The organism is Phenylobacterium sp. (assembly GCF_031984885.1).
Lineage (GTDB): Bacteria > Pseudomonadota > Alphaproteobacteria > Caulobacterales > Caulobacteraceae > Phenylobacterium.
In genome coordinates this window covers 23,989-49,276 of record NZ_DAMABV010000003.1, presented here as the reverse complement: position 1 = coordinate 49,276, position 25,288 = coordinate 23,989, and the positions used below count along the sequence as shown (strand labels likewise).

Annotated in this window: 23 protein-coding genes; 13 read left to right on the top strand and 10 right to left on the bottom strand. The window is 70.2% G+C overall.

All coding sequences use genetic code 11. From position 1 onward, the window contains the following. Positions 1 to 5 precede the first annotated feature (5 nt). Positions 6 to 605, bottom strand: coding sequence for a YceI family protein (locus RTL41_RS05915; protein ID WP_312162322.1), 600 nt, complete (start codon positions 603 to 605; stop codon positions 6 to 8). Between the two features lie 173 nt (positions 606 to 778). Between RTL41_RS05915 and arsC the strand changes: the two genes are divergently transcribed. The 3 genes from arsC (at position 779) to RTL41_RS05900 (ending at position 3,971) form a co-directional block, all read left to right on the top strand. Beyond that, positions 779 to 1,138 (top strand): arsenate reductase (glutaredoxin), encoded by a 360-nt coding sequence (gene arsC / locus RTL41_RS05910; RefSeq protein WP_312162320.1) that lies wholly within the window; start codon positions 779 to 781, stop codon positions 1,136 to 1,138. 141 nt (positions 1,139 to 1,279) lie between these two features. Next, entirely contained in the window at positions 1,280 to 2,650 is a 1,371-nt protein-coding gene (locus tag RTL41_RS05905; RefSeq protein ID WP_312162318.1) for a M23 family metallopeptidase, read from the top strand. A gap of 91 nt (positions 2,651 to 2,741) precedes the next feature. Next, positions 2,742 to 3,971: a TetR/AcrR family transcriptional regulator gene (locus RTL41_RS05900; protein WP_312162316.1), complete on the top strand. Its 1,230-nt coding sequence runs from the start codon at positions 2,742 to 2,744 to the stop codon at positions 3,969 to 3,971. 108 nt (positions 3,972 to 4,079) lie between these two features. Here the strand turns inward: RTL41_RS05900 and RTL41_RS05895 are convergent, their stop codons facing one another. The 6 genes from RTL41_RS05895 to ubiG all read right to left on the bottom strand — a co-directional run bounded on the left by RTL41_RS05895 (position 4,080) and on the right by ubiG (position 10,131). Continuing rightward, on the bottom strand, positions 4,080 to 5,162 hold the full coding sequence (locus tag RTL41_RS05895; RefSeq protein ID WP_312162314.1) for a Zn-dependent alcohol dehydrogenase: 1,083 nt from the start codon (positions 5,160 to 5,162) through the stop codon (positions 4,080 to 4,082). A gap of 161 nt (positions 5,163 to 5,323) precedes the next feature. Then, positions 5,324 to 5,716 carry a hypothetical protein gene (locus RTL41_RS05890; RefSeq protein ID WP_312162312.1) on the bottom strand — a complete coding sequence of 131 codons (393 nt, stop codon included), beginning with the start codon at positions 5,714 to 5,716 and terminating at the stop codon, positions 5,324 to 5,326. A gap of 82 nt (positions 5,717 to 5,798) precedes the next feature. Next, positions 5,799 to 6,641: an alpha/beta hydrolase gene (locus RTL41_RS05885; protein WP_312162310.1), complete on the bottom strand. Its 843-nt coding sequence runs from the start codon at positions 6,639 to 6,641 to the stop codon at positions 5,799 to 5,801. A gap of 161 nt (positions 6,642 to 6,802) precedes the next feature. Then, a complete protein-coding gene (locus RTL41_RS05880; RefSeq protein WP_312162308.1) occupies positions 6,803 to 8,422 on the bottom strand; it encodes a long-chain fatty acid--CoA ligase in 1,620 nt (539 codons plus the stop codon). Positions 8,423 to 8,549: 127 nt separating this feature from the next. Then, positions 8,550 to 9,353: an FkbM family methyltransferase gene (locus RTL41_RS05875; RefSeq protein ID WP_312162306.1), complete on the bottom strand. Its 804-nt coding sequence runs from the start codon at positions 9,351 to 9,353 to the stop codon at positions 8,550 to 8,552. 25 nt (positions 9,354 to 9,378) lie between these two features. Next, positions 9,379 to 10,131: a bifunctional 2-polyprenyl-6-hydroxyphenol methylase/3-demethylubiquinol 3-O-methyltransferase UbiG gene (gene ubiG, locus RTL41_RS05870; RefSeq protein WP_312162304.1), complete on the bottom strand. Its 753-nt coding sequence runs from the start codon at positions 10,129 to 10,131 to the stop codon at positions 9,379 to 9,381. A gap of 176 nt (positions 10,132 to 10,307) precedes the next feature. Here ubiG and RTL41_RS05865 point away from each other — a divergent pair, with 176 nt between their 5' ends. After that, on the top strand, positions 10,308 to 11,558 hold the full coding sequence (locus tag RTL41_RS05865) for an aspartate kinase (RefSeq protein WP_312162896.1): 1,251 nt from the start codon (positions 10,308 to 10,310) through the stop codon (positions 11,556 to 11,558). Positions 11,559 to 11,783: 225 nt separating this feature from the next. Here RTL41_RS05865 and RTL41_RS05860 read toward each other — a convergent pair whose 3' ends face one another. Next, a complete protein-coding gene (locus RTL41_RS05860) occupies positions 11,784 to 13,196 on the bottom strand; it encodes an MFS transporter (protein ID WP_312162302.1) in 1,413 nt (470 codons plus the stop codon). A gap of 71 nt (positions 13,197 to 13,267) precedes the next feature. On the opposite strand from RTL41_RS05860, the gene RTL41_RS05855 reads away from it, so the two are divergent. Together RTL41_RS05855 and RTL41_RS05850 are read left to right on the top strand one after the other, a co-directional pair. Continuing rightward, entirely contained in the window at positions 13,268 to 13,909 is a 642-nt protein-coding gene (locus RTL41_RS05855; RefSeq protein ID WP_312162300.1) for a metalloregulator ArsR/SmtB family transcription factor, read from the top strand. Next, entirely contained in the window at positions 13,882 to 14,430 is a 549-nt protein-coding gene (locus RTL41_RS05850) for a GNAT family N-acetyltransferase (RefSeq protein ID WP_312162298.1), read from the top strand. Before RTL41_RS05855 ends, RTL41_RS05850 begins: the two co-directional genes overlap by 28 nt. Here the strand turns inward: RTL41_RS05850 and RTL41_RS05845 are convergent. Next, entirely contained in the window at positions 14,427 to 16,157 is a 1,731-nt protein-coding gene (locus tag RTL41_RS05845) for an alpha/beta fold hydrolase (protein ID WP_312162297.1), read from the bottom strand. The genes RTL41_RS05850 and RTL41_RS05845 overlap by 4 nt on opposite strands. A gap of 245 nt (positions 16,158 to 16,402) precedes the next feature. On the opposite strand from RTL41_RS05845, the gene ptsP reads away from it, so the two are divergent. From ptsP to prfA, 7 genes are all read left to right on the top strand, one after another. Further along, positions 16,403 to 18,661: a phosphoenolpyruvate--protein phosphotransferase gene (gene ptsP, locus RTL41_RS05840; protein ID WP_312162295.1), complete on the top strand. Its 2,259-nt coding sequence runs from the start codon at positions 16,403 to 16,405 to the stop codon at positions 18,659 to 18,661. Positions 18,662 to 18,830: 169 nt separating this feature from the next. After that, positions 18,831 to 19,829 (top strand): helix-turn-helix domain-containing protein, encoded by a 999-nt coding sequence (locus RTL41_RS05835; protein ID WP_312162293.1) that lies wholly within the window; start codon positions 18,831 to 18,833, stop codon positions 19,827 to 19,829. A 55-nt stretch (positions 19,830 to 19,884) separates the two neighbouring features. Next, positions 19,885 to 20,673: an LOG family protein gene (locus RTL41_RS05830; protein ID WP_312162291.1), complete on the top strand. Its 789-nt coding sequence runs from the start codon at positions 19,885 to 19,887 to the stop codon at positions 20,671 to 20,673. Between the two features lie 57 nt (positions 20,674 to 20,730). Then, positions 20,731 to 21,873: a flavodoxin-dependent (E)-4-hydroxy-3-methylbut-2-enyl-diphosphate synthase gene (ispG, locus tag RTL41_RS05825; RefSeq protein ID WP_312162289.1), complete on the top strand. Its 1,143-nt coding sequence runs from the start codon at positions 20,731 to 20,733 to the stop codon at positions 21,871 to 21,873. A gap of 67 nt (positions 21,874 to 21,940) precedes the next feature. Continuing rightward, positions 21,941 to 22,396 (top strand): hypothetical protein, encoded by a 456-nt coding sequence (locus RTL41_RS05820; RefSeq protein ID WP_312162287.1) that lies wholly within the window; start codon positions 21,941 to 21,943, stop codon positions 22,394 to 22,396. Between the two features lie 131 nt (positions 22,397 to 22,527). Then, complete coding sequence (locus RTL41_RS05815; protein ID WP_312162285.1) at positions 22,528 to 22,821, top strand: hypothetical protein; 294 nt, start codon at positions 22,528 to 22,530, stop codon at positions 22,819 to 22,821. Between the two features lie 130 nt (positions 22,822 to 22,951). Beyond that, positions 22,952 to 24,028, top strand: a complete 1,077-nt coding sequence (gene prfA / locus RTL41_RS05810) for a peptide chain release factor 1 (protein WP_312162282.1) — start codon at positions 22,952 to 22,954, stop codon at positions 24,026 to 24,028. On the opposite strand, the gene RTL41_RS05805 is transcribed toward prfA, so the two are convergent. Then, positions 24,025 to 25,224, bottom strand: a complete 1,200-nt coding sequence (locus RTL41_RS05805; protein ID WP_312162281.1) for a YihY/virulence factor BrkB family protein — start codon at positions 25,222 to 25,224, stop codon at positions 24,025 to 24,027. The two genes, prfA and RTL41_RS05805, sit on opposite strands and share 4 nt — an antisense overlap. Positions 25,225 to 25,288 lie beyond the last annotated feature (64 nt).

Sequence of the window (25,288 nt, the reverse complement as noted above, 5' to 3'; positions counted from 1 at the left end):
GCGCCCTACTTTTCGAAGGCGGCCGTGATCTTCAGGTCGACGTCGTCGCCGACCACCGGCAGGGCGTAGCCCAGGCCGAATTCGCTGCGCTTGATCTTGGCGGTGGCTTCGAAGCCGACCGTGGCGGCCTTGCTCATCGGGTTGGCGCCCGCGCCGGTCAGCTTGGCGTCCAGCACCACCGGCTTGGTGACGCCCTTCAGGGTCAGGTCGCCGGTGATCTTGGCGGTCTGGCCGTCGACCACGACCGAGGTCGAGACGAACTTGGCGGTCGGGAATTTCTCGACGTCGAGCATGTCCTTGCTGGCCAGGTGCTTGGTGAAGCCCGGCGAGGTGGTGACCGAGCCCGACATCGGGATGTCGATATCGACCTTGGCGGCCGACGGATTGGCCGGGTCGAGTGTCAGGCTGCCGGTCATCTCGCCGAACATGCCATAGAGGATCGAGAAGCCCATGTGGTTCAGCGACCACACGACCTGGGTGTGATGGCCGTCGACCTTGTAGGTCGCCGCGGCGATGCGCGAGACGTCCGGTACGCCGGGCTGCTGGGCGAAGGCCGGGGTGGCGATCAGCATCGCCATGCTCGCGGCCGCGAGAAGCTTCTTCATTGTCTGCAGTTCTCCGTAGTGGAAATGGCCCAGATCGATCCTAGATCGAGCCGCCCCTGCGATCCGTCAAGCACGGCCCGCCGTTTTCACAAGGCCGCCACGGGTCTGGCGCACCGCCCGGCGAACGCGCTATTGCCAGGATCAGTTCGCTTGCAAGGCCCGGAGGACGCCGCATGACCGCTCAGGAAGAGATCGTCATCTACCACAATCCGGCCTGCGGGACCTCGCGCAACACCCTGGCCCTGCTGCGCGAAAAGGGCCTGGAGCCCAAGGTGGTCGAGTACCTCAAGGAAGGCTGGACCAAGGAGCAGCTCGTCGCCCTGGCGGCCCGCATGGGCGTCTCCCCCCGCGCGTTCCTGCGCGAGCGCGGCACCAGGGCGGTGGAGCTTGGCCTGACCGATCCGGCCACCTCCGACGAGGCGATCGTCGCGGCCATGATCCTCGATCCGATCCTGGTGAATCGCCCTATCGTCGCGACGCCGAAGGGTGCGGCGCTGTGCCGTCCTGCCGAACTGGTCCTGGGTCTGCTCTAACCGGAGCCGTGGGCCAGATCGTCGGAATGGTTACCGGCGATTAACCATATCGGTAGAGAACGGTTAAGCCGTTCGCCAGCTACGACGCTTTTTTTGCTATGGCCCGGCAAGGCCATGCGGCATCGCCAGTACGGGGGCACGATGCAAGAGTTCGATCCGCGACGTCCGACATTCCGGCTGACTCCGCGCCTGGCCATCGCGGCCGCCGGCGTCGCCGCCCTGGGCCTGGGCTGGAAGCTCACCGCCGACGAGGTCGCGGCCCCGACCAAGCCGCCGCTGGATTCCGCCGCCATCACCGCCCTGCAGCATGCGGCCTTCACCCAGTCGGAGGCCCAGCCCGGCTTCGGCCGCCCGACCAGCGTCCCGGTCAAGGTGCTGCCCGGCGAGACCCTGGAATCCGCCGTCGCGCGCGCCGGCGTTCCGCGCGACGAAGCCCGCCGCGCCGTCGAGACCCTGGCCGAGGCCATGGACACCGTGCACATCAAGGCCGGCATGGCCTTCGACGCCGCCGTCGCCCTGCCGCGCGGCGAGCGCGGCCCCGCCCGGCTGGTCGGCCTGTCGATGCGCACCGGCCCGGCCCATTCCATCACCCTCTCGCGCACCTTCGACGGCGCCCTGCGCCTGCGCGAGATGGAAGAGAAGATCCGCGACGAGCAGATGATCGCCCGCGGCGAGATCACCGGCTCGCTCTACGAGAGCGCCTCGCGGATGGGGGCCAACCCCACGATCGTCGCCAGCATGGTCAAGCTGTTCTCGCACAAGGTCGACTTCGACCGCGACCTGAAGCCCGGCGACGAATTCACCATGGTCTTCGACCGCAAGGTGACCGAGAGCGGCCGCACCATCGAGACCGGCGCCCTGGAGTACGCCCAGATCAAGGGCGTGCAGTTCTACCGTTTCGAGCGCGCCAACGGCGACGTCCAGTATTTCGACGAGACCGGCAAGAACATCAAAGGCTTCCTGCTGCGCACGCCGGTCGACAACGCCCGCATGACCAGCCGCTTCGGCATGCGCCGCCACCCGATCCTCGGCTACAACCGCATGCACCAGGGCATCGACTTCGGGGCGGGCAGCGGCACCCCCGTCCTGGCCGCCGGCGACGGCGTGGTGGTCGAGGCGCGGCGCTGGGGCGGCTACGGCAACTGGGTGCGCATCCGCCATTCCGGCGGCTTCGAGACCGGCTACGCGCACCTCTCGCGCTTCGGCAAGGGCGTCAAGGCCGGCGCCCGCATCAGCCAGGGCCAGGTCGTCGCCTATGTCGGCTCGACCGGCGCCTCCACCGGCCCGCACCTGCACTACGAGATCTGGCAGAACGGCAAGCGCGTGAACCCGGTCGGCGCCAAGGTGCCGCAAGGCACGGTCCTGGCCGGCTCCGAACTGGCCGCCTTCCGCGCCCAGAAGGCCCGCATCGACAGCCTGGTCCGCGGCCAGGGCGCCGACGAGCCCGCCGCCCGCCTGGCGCTGGCGGACACCGACAAGGCCGCATCCACGGTCGCCGGCCTTCGACGATAGGTTGCCCTGAGGGAAGCCTCTCCACGGCTTCCAACCTGTCTCCCTGCGCACTAATGTGGCAGATCGAACCTCGTTCGCGCGGAGAGTCGCCTTGACCGCAGCCATCCAATCCAAGCCCCGCGCGCGCTACGCCGCCAAGCGCGACGCCATCATGGCGGCCGCCACCAAGGTGTTCGCCGACCAGGGCATGAGCGGGTTCACCCTGGCCGCCGTGGCCAAGCGGATGGACCTGCATCCGGTCAGCCTCACCTACTACTTCAAGCGCAAGGAAGACCTTGCCGCCGCCGTGCTGCGCGACACCATCGCCCGCTTCGCGCGGATGCTGGACGAGGCCGAGACCCACGCCACCCCGGCCGAGCGCCTCAGCGCCTTCGTCGCCGCCTATTTCGAGACCCGCCGCCGCATCGCCGTCGGCGAGGAGGAGGCCCTGGCCCCCTTCAGCGAGGTCTACCTGATCGAGGGCGAGCAGAAGCAGCCGGTCATCCAGAGCTTCGAGGCGCTCTATGTCCGCATCGGCCGCCTGCTGAAGTCCGACGACACCCCCTGGGTCAACGCGCCGCGCCGCCAGGGCCTGGCCCGCCTGGTCGTCAACCAGCTCACCTGGGCCGACACCTGGCTGCCCTCCTACGAGCCGCAGGACTATGGACGGGTGGCCGCCCGGCTCAGCGACATCATGATCGGCGGCCTGCCCGCCGCCGGCCAGCCCTGGCCCGACGGCCCGCTGCTGCCGCTGGGCGCGCCCAGCGCCGAGAACGACGAGGTGACCCGCGACCGCTTCCTGGTGGCGGCGACCAAGCTGATCAATCGCGAGGGCTATCGCGGCGCCTCGGTCGACAAGATCTCGGCCGAGCTCAAGGTCACCAAGGGCTCGTTCTACCACCACAACGCCGACAAGGACGAACTGGCGGTGGCCTGCTTCGGCGCCACCTTCGACCTCATCGACCAGGCCAAGCGCGAGGCCGCCAAGGCCGGCGCGAACTGGACCCGGCTGTGGCTGTCGGTGACCTCGCTGGGCATGCTCCAGGCCGAAAGCGGCGGCGGGCGGCTGCTGCGCCACCACGCCATGGCCGCTGTCCCGCACGCCATGCGCCGCCAGATGCTGGGCCGCTTCCAGCAGATCGCCCATTCCTTCGCGGGGATCATCTCGGACGGCGTCGCCGACGGCTCGATCCGGCCGGTCGACCCGCTGCTGGCCGCCCATGCGATGATGGTCACCTTCAACGCCAGCCTGCCGCTGGAGCCGCGCAAGCGCCCGGTGGTGACGGCCGGGGTGATGGAGGAATACCTCCGCCCGGCCCTGCTCGGCTACTTCGTGAAATAGCCCCCCGCAGCGGGGCGATGGCTCGCCTTTCCCGCCCCCGCCTCGCGGCCCACGAAAAAGCCCTCCCCGAGGGGAGGGCTTCCGACGTCTTGCGACGGCGAGGCTCTATCAGTCGAAGACGATGACCGAACGGGCCAGTTCGCCCTTCTTCATCTCGTCGAAGCCTTCGTTGACCTGCTCCAGCTTGATGCGCTGCGAGATCATCTCGTCCAGCTTCAGCTTGCCGTTCATGTACATGTCCACCAGGCGCGGCATGTCGACCGGGAAGCGGTTGGAACCCATCATCGAGCCCTGCAGCTTCTTTTCGCCCAGGAAGGCGAAGCCCGGCAGGGTGATCGACTGGCCGATCGGGATCATGCCGATGACGTTGGCGGTGCCGCCGCGGCGCAGCATGCCGAACGCCTGCTCGGCGGTCTTCGACAGGCCGATCGCCTCGAACGAGTGGTGCACGCCGCCCTTGGTCATCTCCAGCACTTCCTTGACCGCGTCGGTCTTGGAGGCGTCGATGAAGTCGGTGGCGCCGAACTGGTGCGCCAGGTTGCCCTTCGAGGCGACCATGTCGATGGCGATGATCCGGCCGGCGCCGGCGATCGCCGCGCCGTTGATCGCCGCCAGGCCGACGCCGCCGCAGCCGATGACCGCGACGGTCTCGCCGGGACGCACGCTCGAGGTGTGGATCGCAGCGCCCACGCCGGTCATCACCGAGCAGCCGATCAGGGCGGCGCGGTCCAGCGGCATGTCCTTGCGGATCGCCACGCAGGCGTGCTCGTGGATCAGCATCTGCTCGGCGAAGGACGACAGGTTCAGGTACTGCTGCATCGGGCCGGTGGTGGCCTTCAGGCGCGGCTCTTCCTCGGCGTCGCGCTTGGTGTCGGGCGACACGCACAGCGACAGGTGGCCGGTCAGGCAGAATTCACAGTGGCCGCAATAGGCCGACAGGCAGGTGATGACGTGGTCGCCCACCTTCACCGTGCGCACTTCCGAACCGACCTGCTCGACGACGCCGGCGCTCTCATGGCCCAGCACCGCCGGCAGCGCCGTCGGATAGGAGCCTTGCATGAAGTGCAGGTCGGAGTGGCAAAGGCCGGCGGCCTTGGTGCGGATCAGCACTTCGTGCGGACCCGGCTTGTTGATCTGGACGTCTTCGATCTGAAGCGGCTTGCCCACTTCGCGCAGCACTGCGGCTTTCATATACGGCGATCTCCCCAAGCGACGCCCGATCGGGCGGATTATCGAAGCCACGGTATGGCCGCGGCGCTCGTCACGCCAACCTTATCGCCGTTCAGGTGGCCGCGGCCAAGGACGTTTTTGGCCCGGGCCGCCCGAGCGGGCGCCGGGGAGCTCGCTTGGGGTTATCTGGGCGCCCAGACGTCGGCGCGGCTGGACGACGAGACGATGTCCGAGCCGGACGTGCTGAGGCTCGAGAGCGGGACCTGGGTGGTCTTGCCCTGGGACGACAGCGTCACCATTCCGCCGTCGACCTTGACGACGCGGCCGATCTCGGCGCCCGCGCCGTCCTTCACCGACGCGCCGGCCCGCAGATCCGACGCCTGGGCCGCGGTGTCCGCGGCGCGGCCGGTCTCGGCCATGGGCGGGGCTTCATAGTCGCGGGCCGGGCGGTTGGCCGAGGAGTCGATCGGCGGCGCGACGGCGGGACCGTGGTCGTAGGGCGCGGGCTGCTGGGCCACGGCGGGAACGGCGAGTACAGCCGTGGCGGCGGCGGCCAATAGGATTTTGGCGTTCATCTTGGGTCCTCCGGGATGCCCGCCCAGCGGCCTGCACAACCTGTCCCCGGCCCCGAAGTTCCCATCCCGGCCTCAATCGTGATCAGGCCCGCGCCGCGTCGCGCCCGATCCGCAGCCGCGGCCAGGCGAAGGCCGGCGGCTTGGGCCAGCGCAGGCGGAACGGCTTGCGGACCGGGATGCAGGCCTCCAGCGCGGCCAGCAACGGCTCCGCCGGCCCGTCGCTGATGAAGTGGTTGCCGCCGGCCACGCGCTGGAACCGGATCGGCCGGCGGGTCGGCGCCTGCAGGGCCAGGCGCTCGGCGATCTCGATGGGCGCGAAGTCGTCCTTGTCGCCGTGGATCACGTGCACCGGGATCCGCAGCCGGGCCAGGGCCGCGTGCAGCCCCCCGAGCTGCGCCGGCTGGCCGGAGACCTCCAGCACCGCATGGCGCAGGTCGCGCGGGATGATCTTCAGCAGCTTCGAGCCCAGCCTGACCAGCCAGCGCGCGGTCGGCCCGGCCTCGCCGAAATAGCCCGACAGCAGCACCAGGCCAGCCACCCGGCGCGGGTTCTGCTCGGCCATGATCGAGGCGATCGCCGCGCCGTACGACTGCCCGACCAGCAGCACCCGCTGGCCGGGCCGCGTGTGCAGCAGCGGCGCCAGGGCCTGGGCCTGCACCTGGATGTCGCCGACATACTCCACCGGCTCGGAGCCGGCGTAGCCGGGCCGGTCGACCACCACCATCTCGCGGTGCTGCGGCAGGGCCGCCAGGGCCGGCGCCCAGTATTCGGCCCAGGACGGCGCGCCGGTGACCACGACGATCTTCCAGGGCGCGGGCTTCTGCCTGGGCGTGGTCAGGGCCGAGATCTTCCAGCCGAACCCGCCGCCCGCCTCGAACCGGAAGCGGCGCACGATGCTGTCGGGATAGTCGTCGGACGTCGGCACATGCTCGGTGCGGCCGCTCGCAGCGCACGCGATGCACGCCCATCCCACGGACAATATGCCCCTGGGTCTCTTATGCGCCACGCTTAAGCTCCCAACTCGGATACCTGACCTGGGAGTGGAACGCAGAAGCGCGACAGCAGTTTCCGCCGCGCTCCCGCCGATCAGGCCGCCGCCGCGGCGATCCGGTCGCGCAGCTCGCGCTTCAGCACCTTGCCGGTCGGGCCGATCGGCAGCGCCTCGACGATCCGCACCTCGTCGGGCGTCCACCACTTGGCGACCCGGGCGGCGACGTGCGCCTTCAGCTCCTCCGGGTCGGCGCTCTGGCCCGGACGCAGCACCACCAGCAGCAGCGGCCGCTCGTCCCACTTCGGGTGCGGCATGCCGATCGCCGCGGCCAGGGCCACGGCCGGATGCGAGGACACCGCGTCCTCCAGGTCCAGGGTCGAGATCCACTCCCCGCCCGACTTGATCACGTCCTTGGCCCGGTCGGTCAGGCGCAGGTAGCCCTCCTCGTCGATGGTGGCGATGTCGCCGGTGTCGAACCAGCCGTCGCCCAGGAACACCTGCGCCCCTTCGTTCTTGAAGTAGGCCGACGAGACCCAGGGCCCGCGCACCTGCAGGGCGCCGACGCTGACCCCGTCGCGCGGCTGCTCCTTGCCGTCCTCGCCCATGATCCGCAGGTCGACGCCCCACAGGCCCCGCCCCTGCTTGAGCTTGCGGGCGTAGCTTGCCTCCTCGTCCTCGCCCGCGTGCCGGGGCAACGGCGTGTTGATGACGCCCAGCGGGCTGGTCTCGGTCATGCCCCAGATCTGGCGGACGGTCGCGCCGAGCTGGGTCTCGACCCGCCGCATCAGCGAGGCGGTCGGGGCCGAGCCGCCGATCGCCACGTTGCGCACGCTGGTCAGCTTCTGGCCGGTCTGGTCCAGGTGGTCGAGCACGCCGACCCAGATCGTCGGCACGCCCAGCAGGAAGCTCGCCTGCTCGGCCACCGCCAGCTCGCAGATCGAGGGGCCGTCCAGCAGCCGCCCGGGCAGCACCAGCTTGGCCCCGACCAGCGGCGCGGCGTAGGGCGTGCACCAGGCGTTGGCGTGGTACATCTGGGCGCAGGGCAGCACCGTGTCGCGGGCCGACAGGTCGAAGGCGTCCGGCGCCACCAGCGCCATGGCGTGCAGCACCGTCGAGCGGTGGCCGTAGAGCACGCCCTTGGGATGGCCCGTCGTGCCCGAGGTGTAGCAGAGACCCGAGGCCATCCGCTCGTCCAGCTCGGGCCATTCGAACCGCGGCGGATGGGCCGCGATCAGCTCCTCGTAGACCAGCGTCCCGGCCGGCGACTGCGGCGGCAGGTGCGCGCGGTCGGTCATGGCCACGAAGGTCTTCACGGTCGGCAGCTTCCCGGCCAGGTCGCCGACCAGCTCGCCGAAGCCGACGTCGAACAGCAGGATCGAGTCTTCCGCGTGATTGGCCACCCAGGCGATCTGGTCGGGATGCAGCCGCGGATTGATGGTGTGCAGGACCGCCCCGATCCCCGACACCGCGTAGTAGAGCTCGAAGTGGCGGTGCGTGCTCCAGGCCAGGGTCGCCACCCGGTCGCCGGGCTTCACGCCCAGGTCGATCAGCGCGTTGGCCATCTGCTTGGCCCGCGCCAGCGCGTCGCGGTAGGTGTAGCGATGGATCGGCCCCTCGACCGTCCGCGTCACGACCTCGCGGTCGCCGTGATAGGCCGCCGCATATTCGAGGATCGAGGGCAGGTTCAGCGCCCGGTCCATCATCAGGGCCAGCATTCCGCGGCTCCTCCCATTATCGTTGTTTAGCCTTTATCGTTGTTTGGGGAAGCCTAGTGCGCCGCCTGCCGGGGCGCCAGCCGTCGACGGGCCGGGTTTGTGGAAGCCCGCGCCGAGAACCTGACGATCAGGCCGCCATCCGCGCCTTGAAGACGCCGTCCGGCAGCTCGCCGGCCCGCTCCGGGTGGACGAAGAAATAGTCCTTCCACGGCGCCTCGACGTCGACGTCCGCGCACTCTTCCAGCCGGTCGCCGTTCAGGGCGAACATCCGGTAGCCGCGCGAGAGGAACACCTCCAGCACCGCCCCGGCCGTGCCGCCGAAATGGGCCTCCAGCATCAGCGGGTGGATCTCGATCAGCACGTGCGGGCGGTCGCGGTCGATGATCTGCTCGGCGCCCTTCAGGGCCTTCAGCTCCGCGCCCTCGATGTCCATGCGGATGAAGTCGACGCGGCCCAGGCCCTGGGCCTGGCAATAGCCGTCGAGGGTGGTGACCGCGGTCGGCTCGACCTCGGCGCCCATGTCCTCGAAGTCGGGGCGCACCGGGCTCTGCGGCCGCTGGGCCGCCACATAGGCATAGCCCCGCGCCTTGCGGCCCGAGGTCTTGATCGGCGTCACCAGCAGCAGGTCGCCGGGCACGTCGGCGACCGCGGCCTGGACCGGCGTCACATGCCCGGCGATCCCGTGCCAGGCCAGGCAGACCTTGAGCACCTCGAAGGTGAAGGCCGAGGGCTCGAAGGCGTGGATCTGCGCGGCCGGCGCCACCTGGGTCATGACGTAGCAGTGACGCCCGTCGCTGGCCCCCACGTGCAGGCACACCGGCGAGCCGCTGAGCAGGTCGGCCAGGTACGGGGTCTCGGGCTCGTGCTTCGCCCACGTCCTGTTGCGGCGCCAGGCGCGGTAGGCGTGACCGAGCACCCTGATAGAAGGCATGGGGACTTCCTCGTGGGCGGCCTCTTTACGCTGCGTCCCGCGTCACGGTCACCATGTAGTTGATGTCGCAGTCGGCCGAGCGCGACCAGCGGCCCGACAGCGGATCGAACGCCACGCCGAACGGTCCCTGCATCTCGACCGGCTCGCCGGCCAGGAAGCCGCGAAGCTCGTCGGGCTTGAGGAACTTGTTCCAGTCATGGGTCCCGGCCGGCACCCAGCGCAGCACGCACTCGGCCCCGACCTTGGCCAGGGCCAGGGCCTTCAGCGTGCGATTGAGCGTCGCCACGATCATCAGCCCCCCCGGCGCCAGCAGCCGCGCGCAGTTGCGCAGGTACTCGCCCGGGTCGGCGACGTGCTCGATCACCTCCATGTTCAGCACCACGTCGAACGGCGGCTCGCCGGCGGCCAGCAGGTCCTCGGCCGTGGTCGCCCGATAGTCGATCTCCAGCCCCTGCTGCGCGGCGTGGGCGCTGGCCGTGCCGATGTTGCGCTCCGAGGCGTCGACCCCGGTCACCTGGAACCCCAGCCGCGTCATCGGCTCGCACAGCAGCCCGCCGCCGCAGCCGATGTCCAGCAGCCGCAGCCCCTCGAACGGCCGGATGGCCTTGGGGTCGCGCCCGAACCGGGCCTGGACCTGCTCGCGGATGAAGGCCAGCCGCACCGGGTTGAACTTGTGCAGCGGGGCGAACTTGCCCTTGGGATCCCACCATTCGGCGGCGATGCGCGAGAATTGTTCGACCTCTTTCGGGTCGATCGAGGAAGCGGACGCGGTCGACATGCAACCCTTTTCCTACCGCGCGGCGCAGGGCGCCAGCCCCTATCGTCCGCCAGGCCCCGGAACGGGCGCCATCTTGCGCCGGGCGCGTCGTTTTCGCACCTGCACAGGCAGACATTGCCCCTGACCGCCTCCCCCGCTATTAGGCGCAGCCTTCCCTCTCAAGCGGAGCTCCTGCGCTGTCTCGGCTAGTGATGAAATTCGGCGGCACCTCGGTCGCCGACCTCGAGCGTATCCGGCGCGTCGGCCGGCTTGTGGCCGCCGAGGTCGCCGCCGGCCATAAGGTCGCGGTCGTCGTGTCGGCCATGGCCGGCAAGACCAACGAGCTGGTCGCCTGGACCGACGGCGCCGGCGCCGCGGCCCAGGGCCTGCCCTCGTCGGACGACGAGTACGACACCGTCGTCGCCTCGGGCGAGCAGGTGACCGCCGGCCTGCTGGCCATGACCCTGCGCAACATGGGCCTGCCGGCCAAGTCGTGGCTGGGCTGGCAGATCCCGATCATCGCCGACGACGCCCACGGCCGCGCCCGCATCGACGACATCCAGCCCGACAAGCTGGTCGCCGCCCTAGACAGCGGCCAGGTGGCGGTGATCGCCGGCTTCCAGGGCGTGACGCGCGACGGCCGCATCGCCACCCTCGGCCGCGGCGGCTCCGACACCAGCGCCGTCGCCATCGCCGCGGCGGTGAAGGCCATCCGCTGCGATATCTATACCGACGTCGACGGCGTCTACACGACCGACCCGCGCATCGAGAGCAAGGCCAGGAAGCTCGGCAAGATCTCCTACGAGGAGATGCTGGAGATGGCCTCCCTGGGCGCCAAGGTCCTGCAGACCCGCTCCGTCGAACTCGCCATGGCCCAGAACGTGCCGGTGCGGGTGTTGTCCAGTTTTGTCGAGCCTGGCGAAGCGCCCGGCCAAGGCACCATCGTGTGCGACGAGGAAGAGATCATGGAAAAGCGCATCGTGAGCGGCGTCGCCTACAGCCGTGACGAAGCCAAGATCAGCCTGTTCGGCCTGCCCGACCATCCGGGCGTCTCGTCCGAGATCTTCGGCGCCCTGGCCGACGCCAACGTCAATGTCGACATGATCGTGCAGAGCCACGCGCGCACCGCCGACACCGCGAACATGGAGTTCACCGTCGGCAAGCGCGACGCCCAGCGCGCCGTCGAGATCGTCCGCGCCCACCAGCCGCAGATCGGCTTCGACGACGTCCAGGTCAACGAGGACGTGGCCAAGGTCTCGGTCATCGGCGTGGGCATGCGCAGCCACACCGGCGTCGCCAAGACCATGTTCCAGGCCCTGGCCGACAAGGGCGTGAACATCCAGGTCATCTCGACCAGCGAGATCAAGATCAGCGTGCTGATCGACGCGGCCTACACCGAACTGGCCGTGCGCGCCCTGCACGCCGGCTTCGGCCTGGACCAGCTCTAAAGCTTCAGCAGCACCCGCCCGCGCTTGCCGCGGGCGGCGAACCGATCGAAGGCGGCGTCGGCGTCCGACAGGGCGTGGACGCTGTCGATCGCCGGCCGCAACGCGCCCGCGCGGGCGGATGCGCGCGCCGTCGCTGCGCGCCACGCCGACGAACTCGAAGCCGGTCAGCACCGGGCCGGGCCGGGCGGATGAGCCGCGCCGAGGCGATCGCGGCGCTCTCGCGCATCATGCTGGGCGCGCTGCGGCCTTGGCCCAGGTCAGCTTGAAGGCGCACCAGACGCCCAGCATCGCCAGCGGCAGCACGGCGACGAACACCCAAAGCCCCGCCGCATGCGCCGTGGCGTCGGTCAGGCCGCCCGAGAACCCGACCAGGTTGGCCACGGCGCCCGCCGCCGCCGCCCCGACCGCCGAGCCGGTCAGCCGCACGGTGGTCATGCCCGCCGCCCCGATCGCCCGCTCCTCGCCCTCCGGCAGCGAGGCCAGGATGCGCTGGCTCATGAACGCCCACGACAGGCCAAAGCCGCCGCCCAGGAACACGCCCGCCGTCACCACCCCGACGATCGACGCCGAGGGCATGGTCAGGGCCGCGAACAGCACGCCGAGGGTCGCCACCACCGCGCCCAGGCGGATCATCCGCGCCGGCCAGGCCCCGGTCAGGTGCGCGACCATCAGGCCCGTCACGGTCCAGGCCGCCGCCTCGCCGGCGATCACGTAGCCCGCCTCCAGCGCCGACAGCCCGGCCAACTGCTGCAGGATGGCCGGGCCATAGATCGCAAAGCCCATCGAGGCGACGGTCAGCAGGAACATGGCGGCGAACCCCGCGCCCGGAATGGCGCCCAGGTCGCCCGCTCCCTTGGGCAGCAGCCGCACCGGCGAACGGCCGTCGAGCCAGACCATCGCCATCAGCAGCGCGACGCCCAGGGCCGTCAGCATCCCGGAGCGGACGAAGTCGCGCGCCATGTCGGCCAGGCCGATGGCCGCCACGCCCGCGGCGATCAGCGCCAGTTGCGGCCAGGCGACCTTGGCCCCGTCGTCGCCCTGGTCACCGCGCGGCAGCATCACGAACGCGGCCCAGGCCACGCCCGCGCCCTGGATCGCGAACAGCCAGAACACCCAGCGCCAGGCGCCCAGGTCGGCGAAGATTCCGCCGATCAGCGGCCCCAGCAGGCTGGCCACGCCCCAGATCGCCGTGATCGAGGCGTAGACCCGCGGCAGCAGCCGGTCGGGGAACAACAACCCGATCGCCACCGAGCAGAACCCGACCACCCAGCCGCCGCCCAGCCCTTGCAGGACGCGGCCGACCAGGAAGCTGGCGATGTCCGGCCCGCCGGCGCTGAGCGCGCATCCGGCCGCGTAGAGCAGCGCCGCCGCCGCGGTCGCCCGGCGCAGGCCGAAGCGCAGCGCCAGCCGGCCCGAGCTCGCCCCGGCCAGCACCGACCCCAGCAGGAACCCCGCCGTCGCCCAGCCGAAATAGGCGTAGCCGCCGAGATCGGCCCCGACGCTGGGCATGATCGTCGCCGTGACCATCGAGTCCGCGGCGCTGATCCAGACGCCCAGGCAGATCAGGATGAAGCGCGGCAGCCGGCCCTCGCCGACGACATCGGCCCAGCTTCCATCCGCGCGTGCGGCCGACGTCATTTGACAACTCCAAACTTTACATATTTCGCACTAGACCCGGCCCGGCGGTTTTGCAATCATCTATTTGTCAAATGCGAACGACATCCGATCAGATCCTGCTGCTGCTGAAGAGCAAGGGACCGGCCCAGACCAAGGCGATCGCCGAGGCCATGGGTGTGACCCGCCAGGCGGCCCGCCTGCAAATGGAAAAGCTCCAGTCCGAGGGGCTGGTCGAGCATGTCGTCGAACGCATGGGGGTCGGCCGCCCCCGCCGTTCCTGGTCGCTCAGCGCCCTCGGAAACGAGCGCTTTCCCAACACCCACGCCCAGCTCACCGTCGAACTGCTGGAGGCGGTGCGCAGCGAGTTCGGCGAGGCGGGCCTGGACCGGCTGGTCGCCCGGCGCGAGCAGGCGACCGAGGTCGGCTATCGCAAGGCGTTGGCGAGCGCCGACACCCTGGAGCAGCGGCTGGAGCGGCTGGCCGGCGTCCGCGCCGCCGAGGGCTACATGGCCGAGTGGAGCCGCACGCCCGACGGCGCCTACCTGCTGATCGAGAACCACTGCCCGATCTGCGCGGCGGCCAGCGCCTGCCAGGGCTTCTGCCGCTCGGAACTGGCGCTGTTCCGCGCCATGCTGGCCCCGGCCCGGGTGGAGCGCGCCGAGCACATCCTGGCGGGCGCGCGGCGGTGCGCCTACCTTGTCACCCCATGGACATCGTCGCCTTCGAACACCTGACCGCCGCCCAGCGCGCCGACTGCGCGCGCATCCTGCGCGAGGCCTTCACCCACATCCCCGCCTATGACGAGGACGGCGACGCCGAGGCCGAGATCGAGACCTTCCTGACCGTCCCCGAGCGCTTCGCCATGGCCGCGCTCGACGGCGAGACGGTGCTGGGCTTCATCGGCGGCATCGACACCTACAGCCACGCGGCCGAGCTGCATCCGCTGGCCGTCGATCCGGCCCACCATCGCAAGGGCGTCGGCGCGGCGCTCACCGCGGCGCTGGAGGCGCGGGTCGCGGCCATGGGCAAGCTGACCGTCTATCTCGGCACCGACGACGAGTTCGGCGGCACCACCCTGTTCGGGGCCGACATCTTTCCCCAGGCGCTGGCCAAGCTGGCCCAGATCGCGCCGACCAACGGCCACCCGTTCTTCTTCTACCGCAAGCTGGGCTACGAGCCCGTCGGCGTGGTCCCGGACGCCAACGGCTTCGGCAAGCCCGACCTGCTGATGGCCAAGCGCGTCGCCCGCCCTTAGCCCCCGCCGGGCGTCGGCAGTTGGAACTGCGGCGACCAGTGGGTCGCCGTCCCCGCCGTCACGTACCAGGTCACCAGCAGCGCGCAGATCAGCGCGCCGGGCAGGTAGCTGCCGGTCCGCCGCCAGGTGAACACCGCGATCGCCCCCACCAGGGCCAGCAGCGGCACGAACTGGATCGCGATGATGGTGTTGAGCGGCTCGGACGCGATCGCCAGCCGCCCGGTGGCCAGCAGCGCCCCATACTGCACCGCCAGCAGCAGCATAAAGCCCAGGCACATGGCCAGGATCCCCGCCGCGTAGTGCGCGCCTCGCCGCTCGCCCGCCACCGCCAGGCTGCCGTGCAGGCCCCGCAGCGAGACGACAAAGAACACGGTCCACAGCGGCAGGTAGGCCAGCGCGAATCCCAGGTGACGCAGGTCCAGCGGCTTCAGGCCCAGAACCCAGAAGCGGTAGTCGACGTGCAGGTAGCGGTCGACCAGATGCAGCGAAACATAGCCCGCCCCGACGCTCAGCAGCGCGATCACCGCCGACCTCGGCCAATCGGCGCGCACGGCGCTCTTCGGCGCCTTCAGGACCAGCCCGGTCCCCAGCGTCAGCACGGCGCCCAGCAGCGCCCAGACCAATAGCTGGTTGGTGATCCACTGCGGGAAGACCGGCATCGGGAAGAACAGCATCCCCAGCTTCATGAACGGAAAGAAGGTGATCGCCGGCAGCGCCGCGGTCAGGGCGAAGGCCAGCCACCAGCGCCCGTCGCGGCGCGCCCGCCCCGGCTCTGGCGTCCTGGCCAGCCGGTGCAGCCAGCGCACGCCCAGCAGGATGTCGAACGCCGTCAGCATCAGGATCACCATCCCGGCGAAGGCGATCAGCGTGCCGACCTCCTTCCAGATCCAGACCTGCTGGCCCGCCGGCAGGGGGCGAGCCGCTCCGTCCAGGGTCCGCTGGAACCAGTCCACGGTCGGGGCGACGCCGCCGGCCGAGAAATGCTCCCAGGGATGGGTCACCGCCGGCACGTGCAGCACCCGCGCGGTTCCCGCCCCGATGTCGCCGTACACGCGGCCCGGCTCGATCGGGCCCGAGGTTGCAAACAGCGCCTGCATCGCCGGCGACTTCGGCGCATCGAAGCCCCGCGGGACCTGCCACATCAGTTCGGCGAACTCGTCATAGCCGCCGAACACCAGCGCCAGGTTGCGCAGGTCCGCCGTCGCCTTCGACCCGAACACCGCGCCGATCGCCGGGGTCGAGCCGACCAGAACCGCCGCCTTGTAACCCGCCGGATCGGACGCCGCCGCGCCGACCACCGGTCCGCCGCCCAGGCTGTGCCCGGCCAGCCCGATATTGGCCTTGTCCACCTGCGGCAGGCTCTTGAGGTATCTCAGCGCCGCCGGACCGCCGAAATCGTTCGCCCCGACGATGGCCGACGAATAGCCGTGGCCCGGCTGGTCCATCGCCACCACCACGAAGCCGCGCCGCGCCAGCTCGATGGCGAACGCCGACTGCATCTCGCGGGTGTTGATGTAGCCGTGGCTGAGCAGCACGCCGGGCGCCGGCCGGGCCGCCGTCGCCGAGGCCGGCGTATAGACCAGGGCCGACAGCGTGGTTCCGCGATCGCCTGCGAACCGGACGTCCCTCACCGTCACGTCGCCGGACGTCTGCACCAGCCACGCCAGCAGCGCGCCCGACAGGATCACGGCCAGGCCGCCCACGAATCCCAGCCACGCCTTGCCCATCGCCCGCCCCTCCCCTGACGAACATCGTTACCCGGAACTATGGGCAGCAGCGCCTGATCAGGCAACCGCCCGCCTGGCGCCTGTTTTCTGGGCGCCCGCGGCGGCCGTCCGCGGATCGGCCGGCCCGATCGCCGGCCCTGGCCATATGGCCACGCTCACAAAGTCGCGCGGTCCTGTTTTCGTCTCCGTTCCGACGCTCAAAGCTGCTAGGAGGCGATTAGGGAAAAGGGAGAGAAACTCGCCTGATGGCCATGCCGGGTGTCGCGGTTCGAGGACAACGCAGCCTGCTTCGGCAGATCCGCGAAGCGCTCGCGTCTGGCGGGCCCGCCCAGTCGCGCCTGGACATCGTCGTGCGGATCATCGCCGGCTCGATGGTCGCCGAGGTCTGCTCCCTCTATATGCGCCGCGCCAGCGGCGACATGGAACTGTTCGCCACCGAGGGCCTCGACCCCGGCGCCGTCCACGTCACCCGCATGAAGCCCGGCGAGGGCCTGATCGGCGAGATCATGCGCCTGGGCCGGCCGCTGAACCTTTCCGACGCGCCGAACCATCCGGCCTTCTCCTACCGGCCCGAGACCGGCGAAGACCCGTTCCACGCCTTCCTGGGCGTGCCGCTGCTGCGCGGCGGCCGCGCCATCGGCGTGCTGGTCGTCCAGAACCGCACCGAGCGGGTCTATACCGACGACGAGGTCGAGGACCTGCAGATCGTCGCCATGGTGCTGGCCGAGATGGTCGCCGGCAGCGAGCTGGAGGGCGAGCTCAAGGGCGTCGAGATCGCGCCCCACCGGCCCGAGCGGCTGATCGGTTCGAAATTCGCCGACGGCCTGGCGCTCGGCGTGGCTGTGCTGCACGAACCCCCGGTCGCGCCCTCGCAACTGCTGGCCGAGGACGTGGTCGCCGAGGAGGCGCGCCTGAAGACCGCGATCCTGGGCCTCCAGGCCCAGATCGACGACATGCTGACCGGCGAGCACGGCCTGGTCGACGCCTCCTTCGAGGTGCTCGAGACCTACAAGATGTTCGCCCACGACCGGGGCTGGAACCGCAACCTCGAGGACGCCGTGCGCAACGGCCTGACCGCCGAGGCCGCCGTCGAGCGGGTGCGTTCCGAGCACCGCGCCCGCCTGGGCCAGGCCCGCGACCCCTATCTGCGCGAGCGCCTGCACGACTTCGAGGACCTGGCCGACCGCCTGTTGCGCCACCTGTCCGGCGACGGCCACACCGCCCGCGACCTGCCCGAGAACGCCATCCTGATCGCGCGGAACCTCGGCCCCGCCGACCTGCTCGAATACGACCGCACCAAGCTGGCCGGCCTGCTGCTGGAGGAAGGCTCCTCGGCCAGCCACGCCGCCATCGTCGCGCGCGCGCTCGACATCCCCTGCGTCGGGCGCCTGCCCGGCCTGCGCGACAAGGTCTCCGAGGGCGACCCGGTCATCGTCGACGCCGAGACCGGCGAGGCCTATCTGCGCCCCCGCGTCGACGTGGTGAAGGCGCTCCAGGCCCGCCTGGAGGTCCGCCTGCAACGGCGCGCCGAGTTCGCCAAGCTGCGCGACACCCCGGCCTTCACCCGCGACGGCCACAAGGTCACGCTGCTGATGAACGCCGGCCTGGACGTCGACCTCGACATCCTGGGCGAGACCGGCGCGGAGGGCATCGGCCTCTTCCGCACCGAGTTCCAGTTCATGGTCGCCGAGGAGATGCCGCGCTTCAACGCCCAGACCGCGCTCTACGGCCGGGTGATGGACGCCGCCGGCGAGCGGCCCGTCACCTTCCGCACCCTCGACCTCGGCGGCGACAAGGTGCTGCCCTATCTGGAGGCCGAGCGCGAGGAGAACCCGGCCCTCGGCTGGCGCGCGATCCGCATGGGCCTCGACCGCCCGGCCCTGCTGCGGCTGCAGTTGCGCGCCCTGATCGCCGCCGCCCGCGGCCGGCCCCTGCGCATCATGTTCCCGCTGGTGGCCAGCGTGGACGAGTTCCGCGCCGCCCGCGCCCTGGTCGATCACGAGGTCGCCTGGGCCCAGCGCCGCGGCCGCCCCGCCCCCTCGCGCCTGGACGTCGGCGCGATGATCGAGGCGCCGGCCGTGGTCTGGCACCTGGACGCCCTGCTGCCGATGACCGACTTCGTCAGCGTCGGCACCAACGACCTGATGCAGTACCTGTTCGCCGCCGACCGGGGGAACCCGCGGGTGTCGGACCGCTACGACTTCCTCTCGCCCCCGGCCCTGCGCGCGCTGCAGACCATCCAGAAGGCCTGCGAGGAGACCGGCACCCCGGTCTCGGTGTGCGGCGAGATGGCCGGCCGGCCGCTGGAAGCCTTCACCCTGGTGGCGCTGGGCTTCGACCGACTGTCGATGCCGCCGGCCGGCATCGGCCCGGTCAAGCAGATGGTCCTGTCCTGCGATCGCGAGGCCGCCCGCCGCGGCGTCACCGCCCTGATGCGCAGCACCGCCGGCTCGGTTCGGAACGAGATCGAAACTCTCGCTCGAAAATTGTATTTGGCGATCTGAATACAGCGCGACGGGGGGCGTCGCGCCTACGCCCCCGCGTCCGATTAGCGCATTGAATCCCAATGCCTTGAATGATATTCACAACCCAATATTAAGACCTTTACTGTAAATCCGGCTGGGCGTGAGTTCGCCTTAAAATCGTAACGCTAGCAAGAGGCGCCAAGTAGCCATGCCGCTCGATACTGGCGGGGTTACAAGTCTGGATTTGCGTAATGGCGGCGATCGCGAGACCAGCCGCGCCGGCGCCCTGACGCCCACCCTGGAAGCCGGACCCGATATTGGCGCAGCGCTGAAGGCGGCGCGGGAATTCCGCGGCCTCAACCTGCAGGAACTGGCCGACTCCACGCGAATTCGCCGCAGCTATCTTGCCGCCATCGAGGAGATGCGACTGGACGAGCTGCCCTCGCGCCCGTTCACGATCGGCTATATCCGCGCCTACGCCGCCGCGCTCGGCCTCGACGGCGACGCCGCGGTCGAACGCTTCCGCCGCGACGAGCCGATTCCCGACACCGCCCTGCGCGCGCCGATCGGGGTCAGCGAATCCAAGGATCCGCGCCTGAGCCTGATCGTCGGCGGCGGCATGCTGGTCATCGCCGCCATCGTCCTCTGGAACGTCGCCCAGCGGGCGATGACCGCCGACGCGCCCCCGCCCCACACCGCGCCCGCCGCCGCCATGGCCAAGGCCAAGCTCGGCGCGCCCGCCGGCCCCGTCGCCCTGGGCGCCCCGCTGCCCGCGCCGGTCGAGTCGACCACCCCGACCCCCTATGAAACTCCCGGCCTGGCCGAGGCCACCGCCGCCGGCGGTTCGTCCGACGCCGTGGTCGCCGCCAAGCGGGCCGCGGCCCTGGCGCCCAAGAGCGAGGCCGCCGCCCCGGCCGAGCCCCTGCCCATCAGCTTCGTGCCGCGCGGCACGGTCTACGGCGCCGAGCCGGCGACCTCGCTGGTCACCCTCCAGGCCCGCAAGGGCGTCTCGCTGATCGTGCGCGGCAACGGCGGCGCGGTCTACTTCGCCCGCCAGCTCTCCGCCGGCCAGGCCTACCGCGTGCCGAACCTCAAGGGCCTGACCCTCGAGGTCACCGACCCCGCGGCCTTCCAGGTCTTCGTCGGCGGCCAGAGCAAGGGCCTGATGCCGGCCGCGACCATCGCCGCCGAGAAGCTTACGGGCTAGCCTCCCGCCCCCGTCTCGGCGAAGTTGCCGCCTCGTGCAGTACGGAGGTCAAGGCATGGTCGCGAGCGTCACCGACAGCGAAGCGGTCCCCAGCAACGCAGCCCAGATGGCCTCGCCGTCCTATCGGCTGGCGGCGATGGACGAGGACTTCCTGCTCGGCGATTCGATGCGGGGCGTCCGCTTCCTGCTGGAATACGCCAAGGCCGAGGACGCCCTGCGCGCCTGGGGCGTGCGCTCCACCATCGTCGTCTTCGGCAGCGCCCGCATCATTGCGAACGGCCCTGGACGCCACGCCGGCTGGTACGCGGCCGCCCGCGAGTTCGGCCGCATCGCCTCGCTGCGCGGCGGCGCCCTGCTCACCAACGGCGAGCCCCGCGACAACGTCATCGCCACCGGCGGCGGCCCGGGGATCATGGAGGCGGCCAATCTCGGCGCGCTGGACGCCGGCGCCCCCTCGGTCGGCTTCAACATCACCCTGCCGTTCGAGCAGGAGCCCAACGCCTATTCGACGCCGGACCTGACCTTCCGTTTCCACTACTTCGCCATGCGCAAGATGCACCTGGCCATGCGCGCCAATGCGCTGGTGGTGTTCCCCGGCGGCTTCGGCACCCTCGACGAGCTCTTCGAGATCCTGACCCTGCGCCAGACCGACAAGGCCCCCAAGATCCCCGTCGTGCTGTTCGACGAGGCCTATTGGCGCTCGGTGATCAACTTCGACACCATGATCGCCGAGGGCATGATCAAGGCCGCCGACCTCGATCTCTTCAAGTTCGCCGAGAGCGCCGAGGAGGTCTGGAGCGCCCTGCTGGAGGGCGGTCTCAAGCCGGGCGAGGACATCACCTGACCCGGGCGCCCGGGCGGCCTCGCGTTTTCCCGCGGAACGCCCTATTTTCCGCGGGTCATGACCGTGCAAGACCACACCCACGTCCGCCCCTGGCGCGCCATCGACCGGCGCGTCTCGCGTAAGATCCGCGTCGGCAAGGTGGAGGTCGGCGGCGACGCGCCGATCACGGTCCAGTCGATGACCAACACGCTGACGGCCGACGCCGCGGCGACCATCGACCAGATCCGTCAGTTGGAGGAGGCCGGCGCCGACATCGTCCGCGTCTCCTGCCCCGACGTGGAATCGACCGCCGCCTTCAAGACCATCGCCAAGGCGACCAAGCTGCCGCTCGTGGCCGACATCCACTTCCACTACAAGCGCGGCATCGAGGCGGCCCAGGCCGGCGCGGCCTGCCTGCGGATCAATCCCGGCAACATCGGCTCGCCCGCCCGCGTCAAGGAAGTCATCCAGGCCGCCCGCGACCACGGCTGCTCGATGCGGATCGGCGTCAACGCCGGCAGCCTCGAACCGCACCTGCTGGAGAAGTACGGCGAGCCCTGCCCCGCGGCCATGGTCGAGAGCGCCCTCGACCACGCCCGCATCCTGCAGGACAACGACTTCCACGAGTTCAAGATCAGCGTGAAGGCGTCCGACGTCTTCATGACCGTCGCGGCCTATCAGCAGCTCGCCGAGGCCATCGACTGCCCGCTGCACGTCGGCATCACCGAGGCCGGCGCCCTGCGCACCGGCACCGTCAAGTCCGCGATCGGCATGGGCTCGCTGCTGTGGGCCGGCATCGGCGACACCATCCGCGTCAGCCTCGCCGCCGATCCGGTCGAGGAGATCAAGGTCGGCTTCGACATCCTCAAGTCGCTGGGCCTGCGCCACCGCGGCGTGAACATCATCGCCTGCCCGTCCTGCGCGCGTCAGGGCTTCAACGTCATCCAGACGGTCGAGACGCTGGAGAAGCGCCTAGCCCACATCGCCACCCCGATGAGCCTCTCGATCATCGGCTGCGTCGTGAACGGCCCGGGCGAGGCGCTGATGACCGACGTCGGCTTCACCGGCGGCGGCAAGGGCGCGGGCATGGTCTATCTGGCCGGCAAGCCAGATCACAAGATGGACAACGACAAGATGGTCGACCACATCGTCGAACTGGTCGAGGCCAAGGCCGCCGAGCTCGCCCGGGCCGAACAGGCGGCCCTCGAAGCCGCCGAGTAGGCCGCTTCACTTCTTGTTTGCGAACATGGGCTTAACATCGCCCCGGTAAGTGCCCGAGGTGTGTGTTGTGACTTCGACTACTCCCGCAGCGAGCGATAACCGCCGCGCCGTCGTCCGCATCATGGCCTACGAGATCATGCGGATCAGTTCCTCCATGGCCAAGGTCCATGGCGGCGACATCATCGAGTATCTCGTCTTCACCGCCATCTGGGTGCTGAACACCAACCACCTGATCGGCGACCCGCGCTACAGCGAGCTGAAGTCCATTCCGCCCGATCCCCTGCGCAAGCCCGCCACCATGGACGACCTGCGCCGCACCGTGCCGATGCCCGACGACATCCTGCGGACCTATGTGGACCGCCTGCTCGCCCGCGGATACGTCGAGGAACGGCCCGGCGGCTTCGTGGCGCCGACCGCGGTGTTCGCCCAGCCTGAAATGCTCAATGGGTCGAACGAGCTCTACAGCCATGTGATGACCATGGTCCGCTCGATGCGCACCGCGGGTTTCGCCTTCGGCGACTAGCCGCGCCGGCGCCGATCGGGGCCTGGATGCGATTTCAAATTGAACATTGTCAAAGATGACGCCCGCGTCACCTCTTGCGCTCGCCGCTCAGCCTTGATTAGGTGCCCCGCCTAAACCCAGGGAGGGACACCATGTCCGCGGACGGCAACTGGAAGATCACGATCAACTCGCCGATGGGCGCTCAGGAGGTCGAGGCCTCGATCACCACCAGCGGCGACACCTTCACCGGCCAGACCAAGGGCCGCATGGGTGAGCAGACCATCGAAGGCAAGGTGTCGGGCGACACCCTGACCTGGTCGAGCGCCATCACCCAACCGATGCCGATGACGCTGGAGTTCACCGCCACCGTGGCCGGCGACTCCATGAGCGGCAACGTCAAGCTGGGCGCCTTCGGCTCGGCCCCGCTCACGGGCGTGCGCGTCTAGGACGTTTGCGCCGAAGCGGACACCGGTTCGGCGCATGGGCCCTCTCCTCGCGGAGAGGGCCTTTTTCGTTGGAGGCGGGCCGCGGGGAGGCTAGAGAAGCGTCCCTTCACTCACCAGCGACTGGAACCCCGTGCGTCTCCCCCAGGCCAGATTGGATCAGGTCCTCGACCGCTTCCGCGAGATCGAGGCGCGCATGGGCGCGGCCACCGACGGCGCCGAGATCGTGCGCCTGTCCAAGGAGCACGCCGAGCTGAAGCCGGTCGCCGACGCGGTGCTGGCCGTGGCCCGCGCCCGCGAGGAGCTGCCCGAGCTCGAGGAGATGGCCAAGGCCGGCGACGCCGAGATGGCCGCCCTGGCGCAGGACGAACTGGCCGCCCTGAACGAGCGCCTGCCGGGCCTGGAGCACGAGGTCGCCCTGCTGCTGGCCCCCAAGGACAAGGACGAGAACGCTTCGGCCATCCTGGAAGTGCGCGCCGGCACCGGCGGCGACGAGGCCGCCCTCTTCGCCGGCGACCTCTTCCGCATGTACCAGCGCTACGCCCAGAACCACGGCTGGCGGGTCGAGATCGACTCGATCTCCGAGGGCGAGGTCGGCGGCTACAAGGAAATCGTCGCCTCGATCACCGGCGACGGCGTGTTCGGCCGGCTGAAATTCGAGAGCGGCGTCCACCGCGTCCAGCGCGTGCCCGAGACCGAGGCCGGCGGCCGCATCCACACCTCGGCCGCCACCGTCGCGGTGCTGCCCGAGGTCGAGGACGTCGAGATCGAGATCCGCGACGCGGACCTGCGCATCGACACCTATCGCTCGTCCGGGGCCGGCGGCCAGCACGTCAACAAGACCGACTCGGCCGTGCGCATCACCCACCTGCCGACCGGCATCGTGGTCACCTCGTCCGAGAAGTCGCAGCACCAGAACCGCGCCCGCGCCCTGAAGGTGCTGCAGGCCCGGCTCTACGACCAGCAGCGCGAGGCCCTCGACACCGCTCGCGCCGACGCCCGCAAGAGCCAGGTCGGCTCGGGCGACCGCTCCGAGCGCATCCGCACCTACAACTTCCCGCAGGGCCGGGTGACCGACCACCGGATCAACCTGACCCTCTACAACCTCGCCAAGATCATCGAGGGCGAGGCGCTGGACGACGTGATCGACCCGCTGATCGCCGAGGACCAGGCCGCGCGCCTGGCCGCGCTGGAAGACGAGTTCAACTAGCGGCGCAGCGCGCTGCGCACCCGCTCGGCCTGGCGCAGGCTGTCGCTCACGGCCTTGTCCTTGATCTTCGAGATGTCCAGGTGGAACGCCAGGCCGACGCTGTCGGCCATGGCCGCGCCGCGCTCGCCCATCGGCCTGGCCGGACCGATGGTGGTGTCCAGCGCCGTCTGGTGCTCGATCTCGGCGTTGATCTCGGCGCCCACCAGCACGACCATCACCGAGAACCAGATCCAGGTCATGAAGGCCACCACCGCGCCCAGCGAACCGTAGGTCACGTCGTAGTGGGCGATGTTGTTCAGGTACCAGGAAAAGCCCAGCGACCCGACCAGCCAGAACACCGCCGCCAGCACCGCGCCCACGCTCACCCACCGCCAGCGCGCCCGCGCCCGGCACGGCGCGTGGCGATAGATCACCCCGAACGCCCCGGCCGCCATCGCCAGCAGGATCAGCCAGCGCAGCGGGATCCAGACCAGCGCCAGCTCCTCCAGCCCCAGGGCCTCGAACACGATCGGGGCTGCGACCAGCACCGCGCACATCACCACCAGGAACAGCAGCGCCCCGAAGGTGAAGACGTAGGTCAGGGCGATCCGCGTGAAATAGTTGCGCTTCTCCTCCTCGTCATAGGCGATGTTCAGCCCGTCGAAGAGCGCCTTCATCCCGGCGTTGGCCGACCACACCGACAGCAGCAGGCTGACCACGAACGCCGCCGACAGCGTCGCCGAGGGCCGGCTGGCCAGCCGCAGCATCTGCTCGCCGACGATGTTGATGACCTCGGCCGGGAACACGCTGGCCATGCTGTCCAGTTGCGCCTGCACCGCCCCGACGTCGGCGATCAGCCCGTAGAGCGAGACGAACACCCCCATGGCCGGGAACAGCGCCAGCAGCGTGTAGAAGGTCACCCCGCCCGCCACCGAGGGCAGCCGGTCGCGCCCGATCTCCTGATAGGTGCGCCAGGCGATGTCCTTCCAGCCCAGCGGCGGGATCGCATGCGGCCCGCGGGCGGTGCGGCCGCGGCGCGGTTCGGCGGCGGCGAACGCCTCGGGCGTGGCGATCGCATCGACGCTCAGCCGGCCGCGGACCCGCTGGTGGCTGCGCCGCCAAAGCTCGGTCATGGCGACCAGTCCGACCCAGGGCGCCGCGCGCCAGAAGATCCCCACGGCGCGGTCCCACGCCGATCGATCCTTCCCTTCGGACATCCGCACCCTTTCCTCGCCGCCCCAGACAGGCTGGAACACCCCGATCTTGCCAGCGTTCCGCGCC

Excerpts from the sequence above, each read along its gene's own strand:
- RTL41_RS05895 (WP_312162314.1), bottom strand. The coding sequence starts at position 5,162 with ATGAAAGCCGCAGTGCTGCGCGAAGTGGGCAAGCCGCTTCAGATCGAA.
- RTL41_RS05890 (WP_312162312.1), bottom strand. The coding sequence starts at position 5,716 with ATGAACGCCAAAATCCTATTGGCCGCCGCCGCCACGGCTGTACTCGCC.
- RTL41_RS05815 (WP_312162285.1), top strand. The coding sequence starts at position 22,528 with ATGTCCGCGGACGGCAACTGGAAGATCACGATCAACTCGCCGATGGGC.
- ptsP (WP_312162295.1), top strand. The coding sequence starts at position 16,403 with ATGGCCATGCCGGGTGTCGCGGTTCGAGGACAACGCAGCCTGCTTCGG.
- ispG (WP_312162289.1), top strand. The coding sequence starts at position 20,731 with ATGACCGTGCAAGACCACACCCACGTCCGCCCCTGGCGCGCCATCGAC.
- RTL41_RS05835 (WP_312162293.1), top strand. The coding sequence starts at position 18,831 with ATGCCGCTCGATACTGGCGGGGTTACAAGTCTGGATTTGCGTAATGGC.
- RTL41_RS05915 (WP_312162322.1), bottom strand. The coding sequence starts at position 605 with ATGAAGAAGCTTCTCGCGGCCGCGAGCATGGCGATGCTGATCGCCACC.
- RTL41_RS05830 (WP_312162291.1), top strand. The coding sequence starts at position 19,885 with ATGGTCGCGAGCGTCACCGACAGCGAAGCGGTCCCCAGCAACGCAGCC.
- ubiG (WP_312162304.1), bottom strand. The coding sequence starts at position 10,131 with ATGTCGACCGCGTCCGCTTCCTCGATCGACCCGAAAGAGGTCGAACAA.
- arsC (WP_312162320.1), top strand. The coding sequence starts at position 779 with ATGACCGCTCAGGAAGAGATCGTCATCTACCACAATCCGGCCTGCGGG.
- RTL41_RS05855 (WP_312162300.1), top strand. The coding sequence starts at position 13,268 with ATGCGAACGACATCCGATCAGATCCTGCTGCTGCTGAAGAGCAAGGGA.
- RTL41_RS05875 (WP_312162306.1), bottom strand. The coding sequence starts at position 9,353 with ATGCCTTCTATCAGGGTGCTCGGTCACGCCTACCGCGCCTGGCGCCGC.
- RTL41_RS05850 (WP_312162298.1), top strand. The coding sequence starts at position 13,882 with ATGGACATCGTCGCCTTCGAACACCTGACCGCCGCCCAGCGCGCCGAC.
- RTL41_RS05860 (WP_312162302.1), bottom strand. The coding sequence starts at position 13,196 with ATGACGTCGGCCGCACGCGCGGATGGAAGCTGGGCCGATGTCGTCGGC.
- RTL41_RS05905 (WP_312162318.1), top strand. The coding sequence starts at position 1,280 with ATGCAAGAGTTCGATCCGCGACGTCCGACATTCCGGCTGACTCCGCGC.
- RTL41_RS05880 (WP_312162308.1), bottom strand. The coding sequence starts at position 8,422 with ATGCTGGCCCTGATGATGGACCGGGCGCTGAACCTGCCCTCGATCCTC.
- RTL41_RS05845 (WP_312162297.1), bottom strand. The coding sequence starts at position 16,157 with ATGGGCAAGGCGTGGCTGGGATTCGTGGGCGGCCTGGCCGTGATCCTG.
- RTL41_RS05805 (WP_312162281.1), bottom strand. The coding sequence starts at position 25,224 with ATGTCCGAAGGGAAGGATCGATCGGCGTGGGACCGCGCCGTGGGGATC.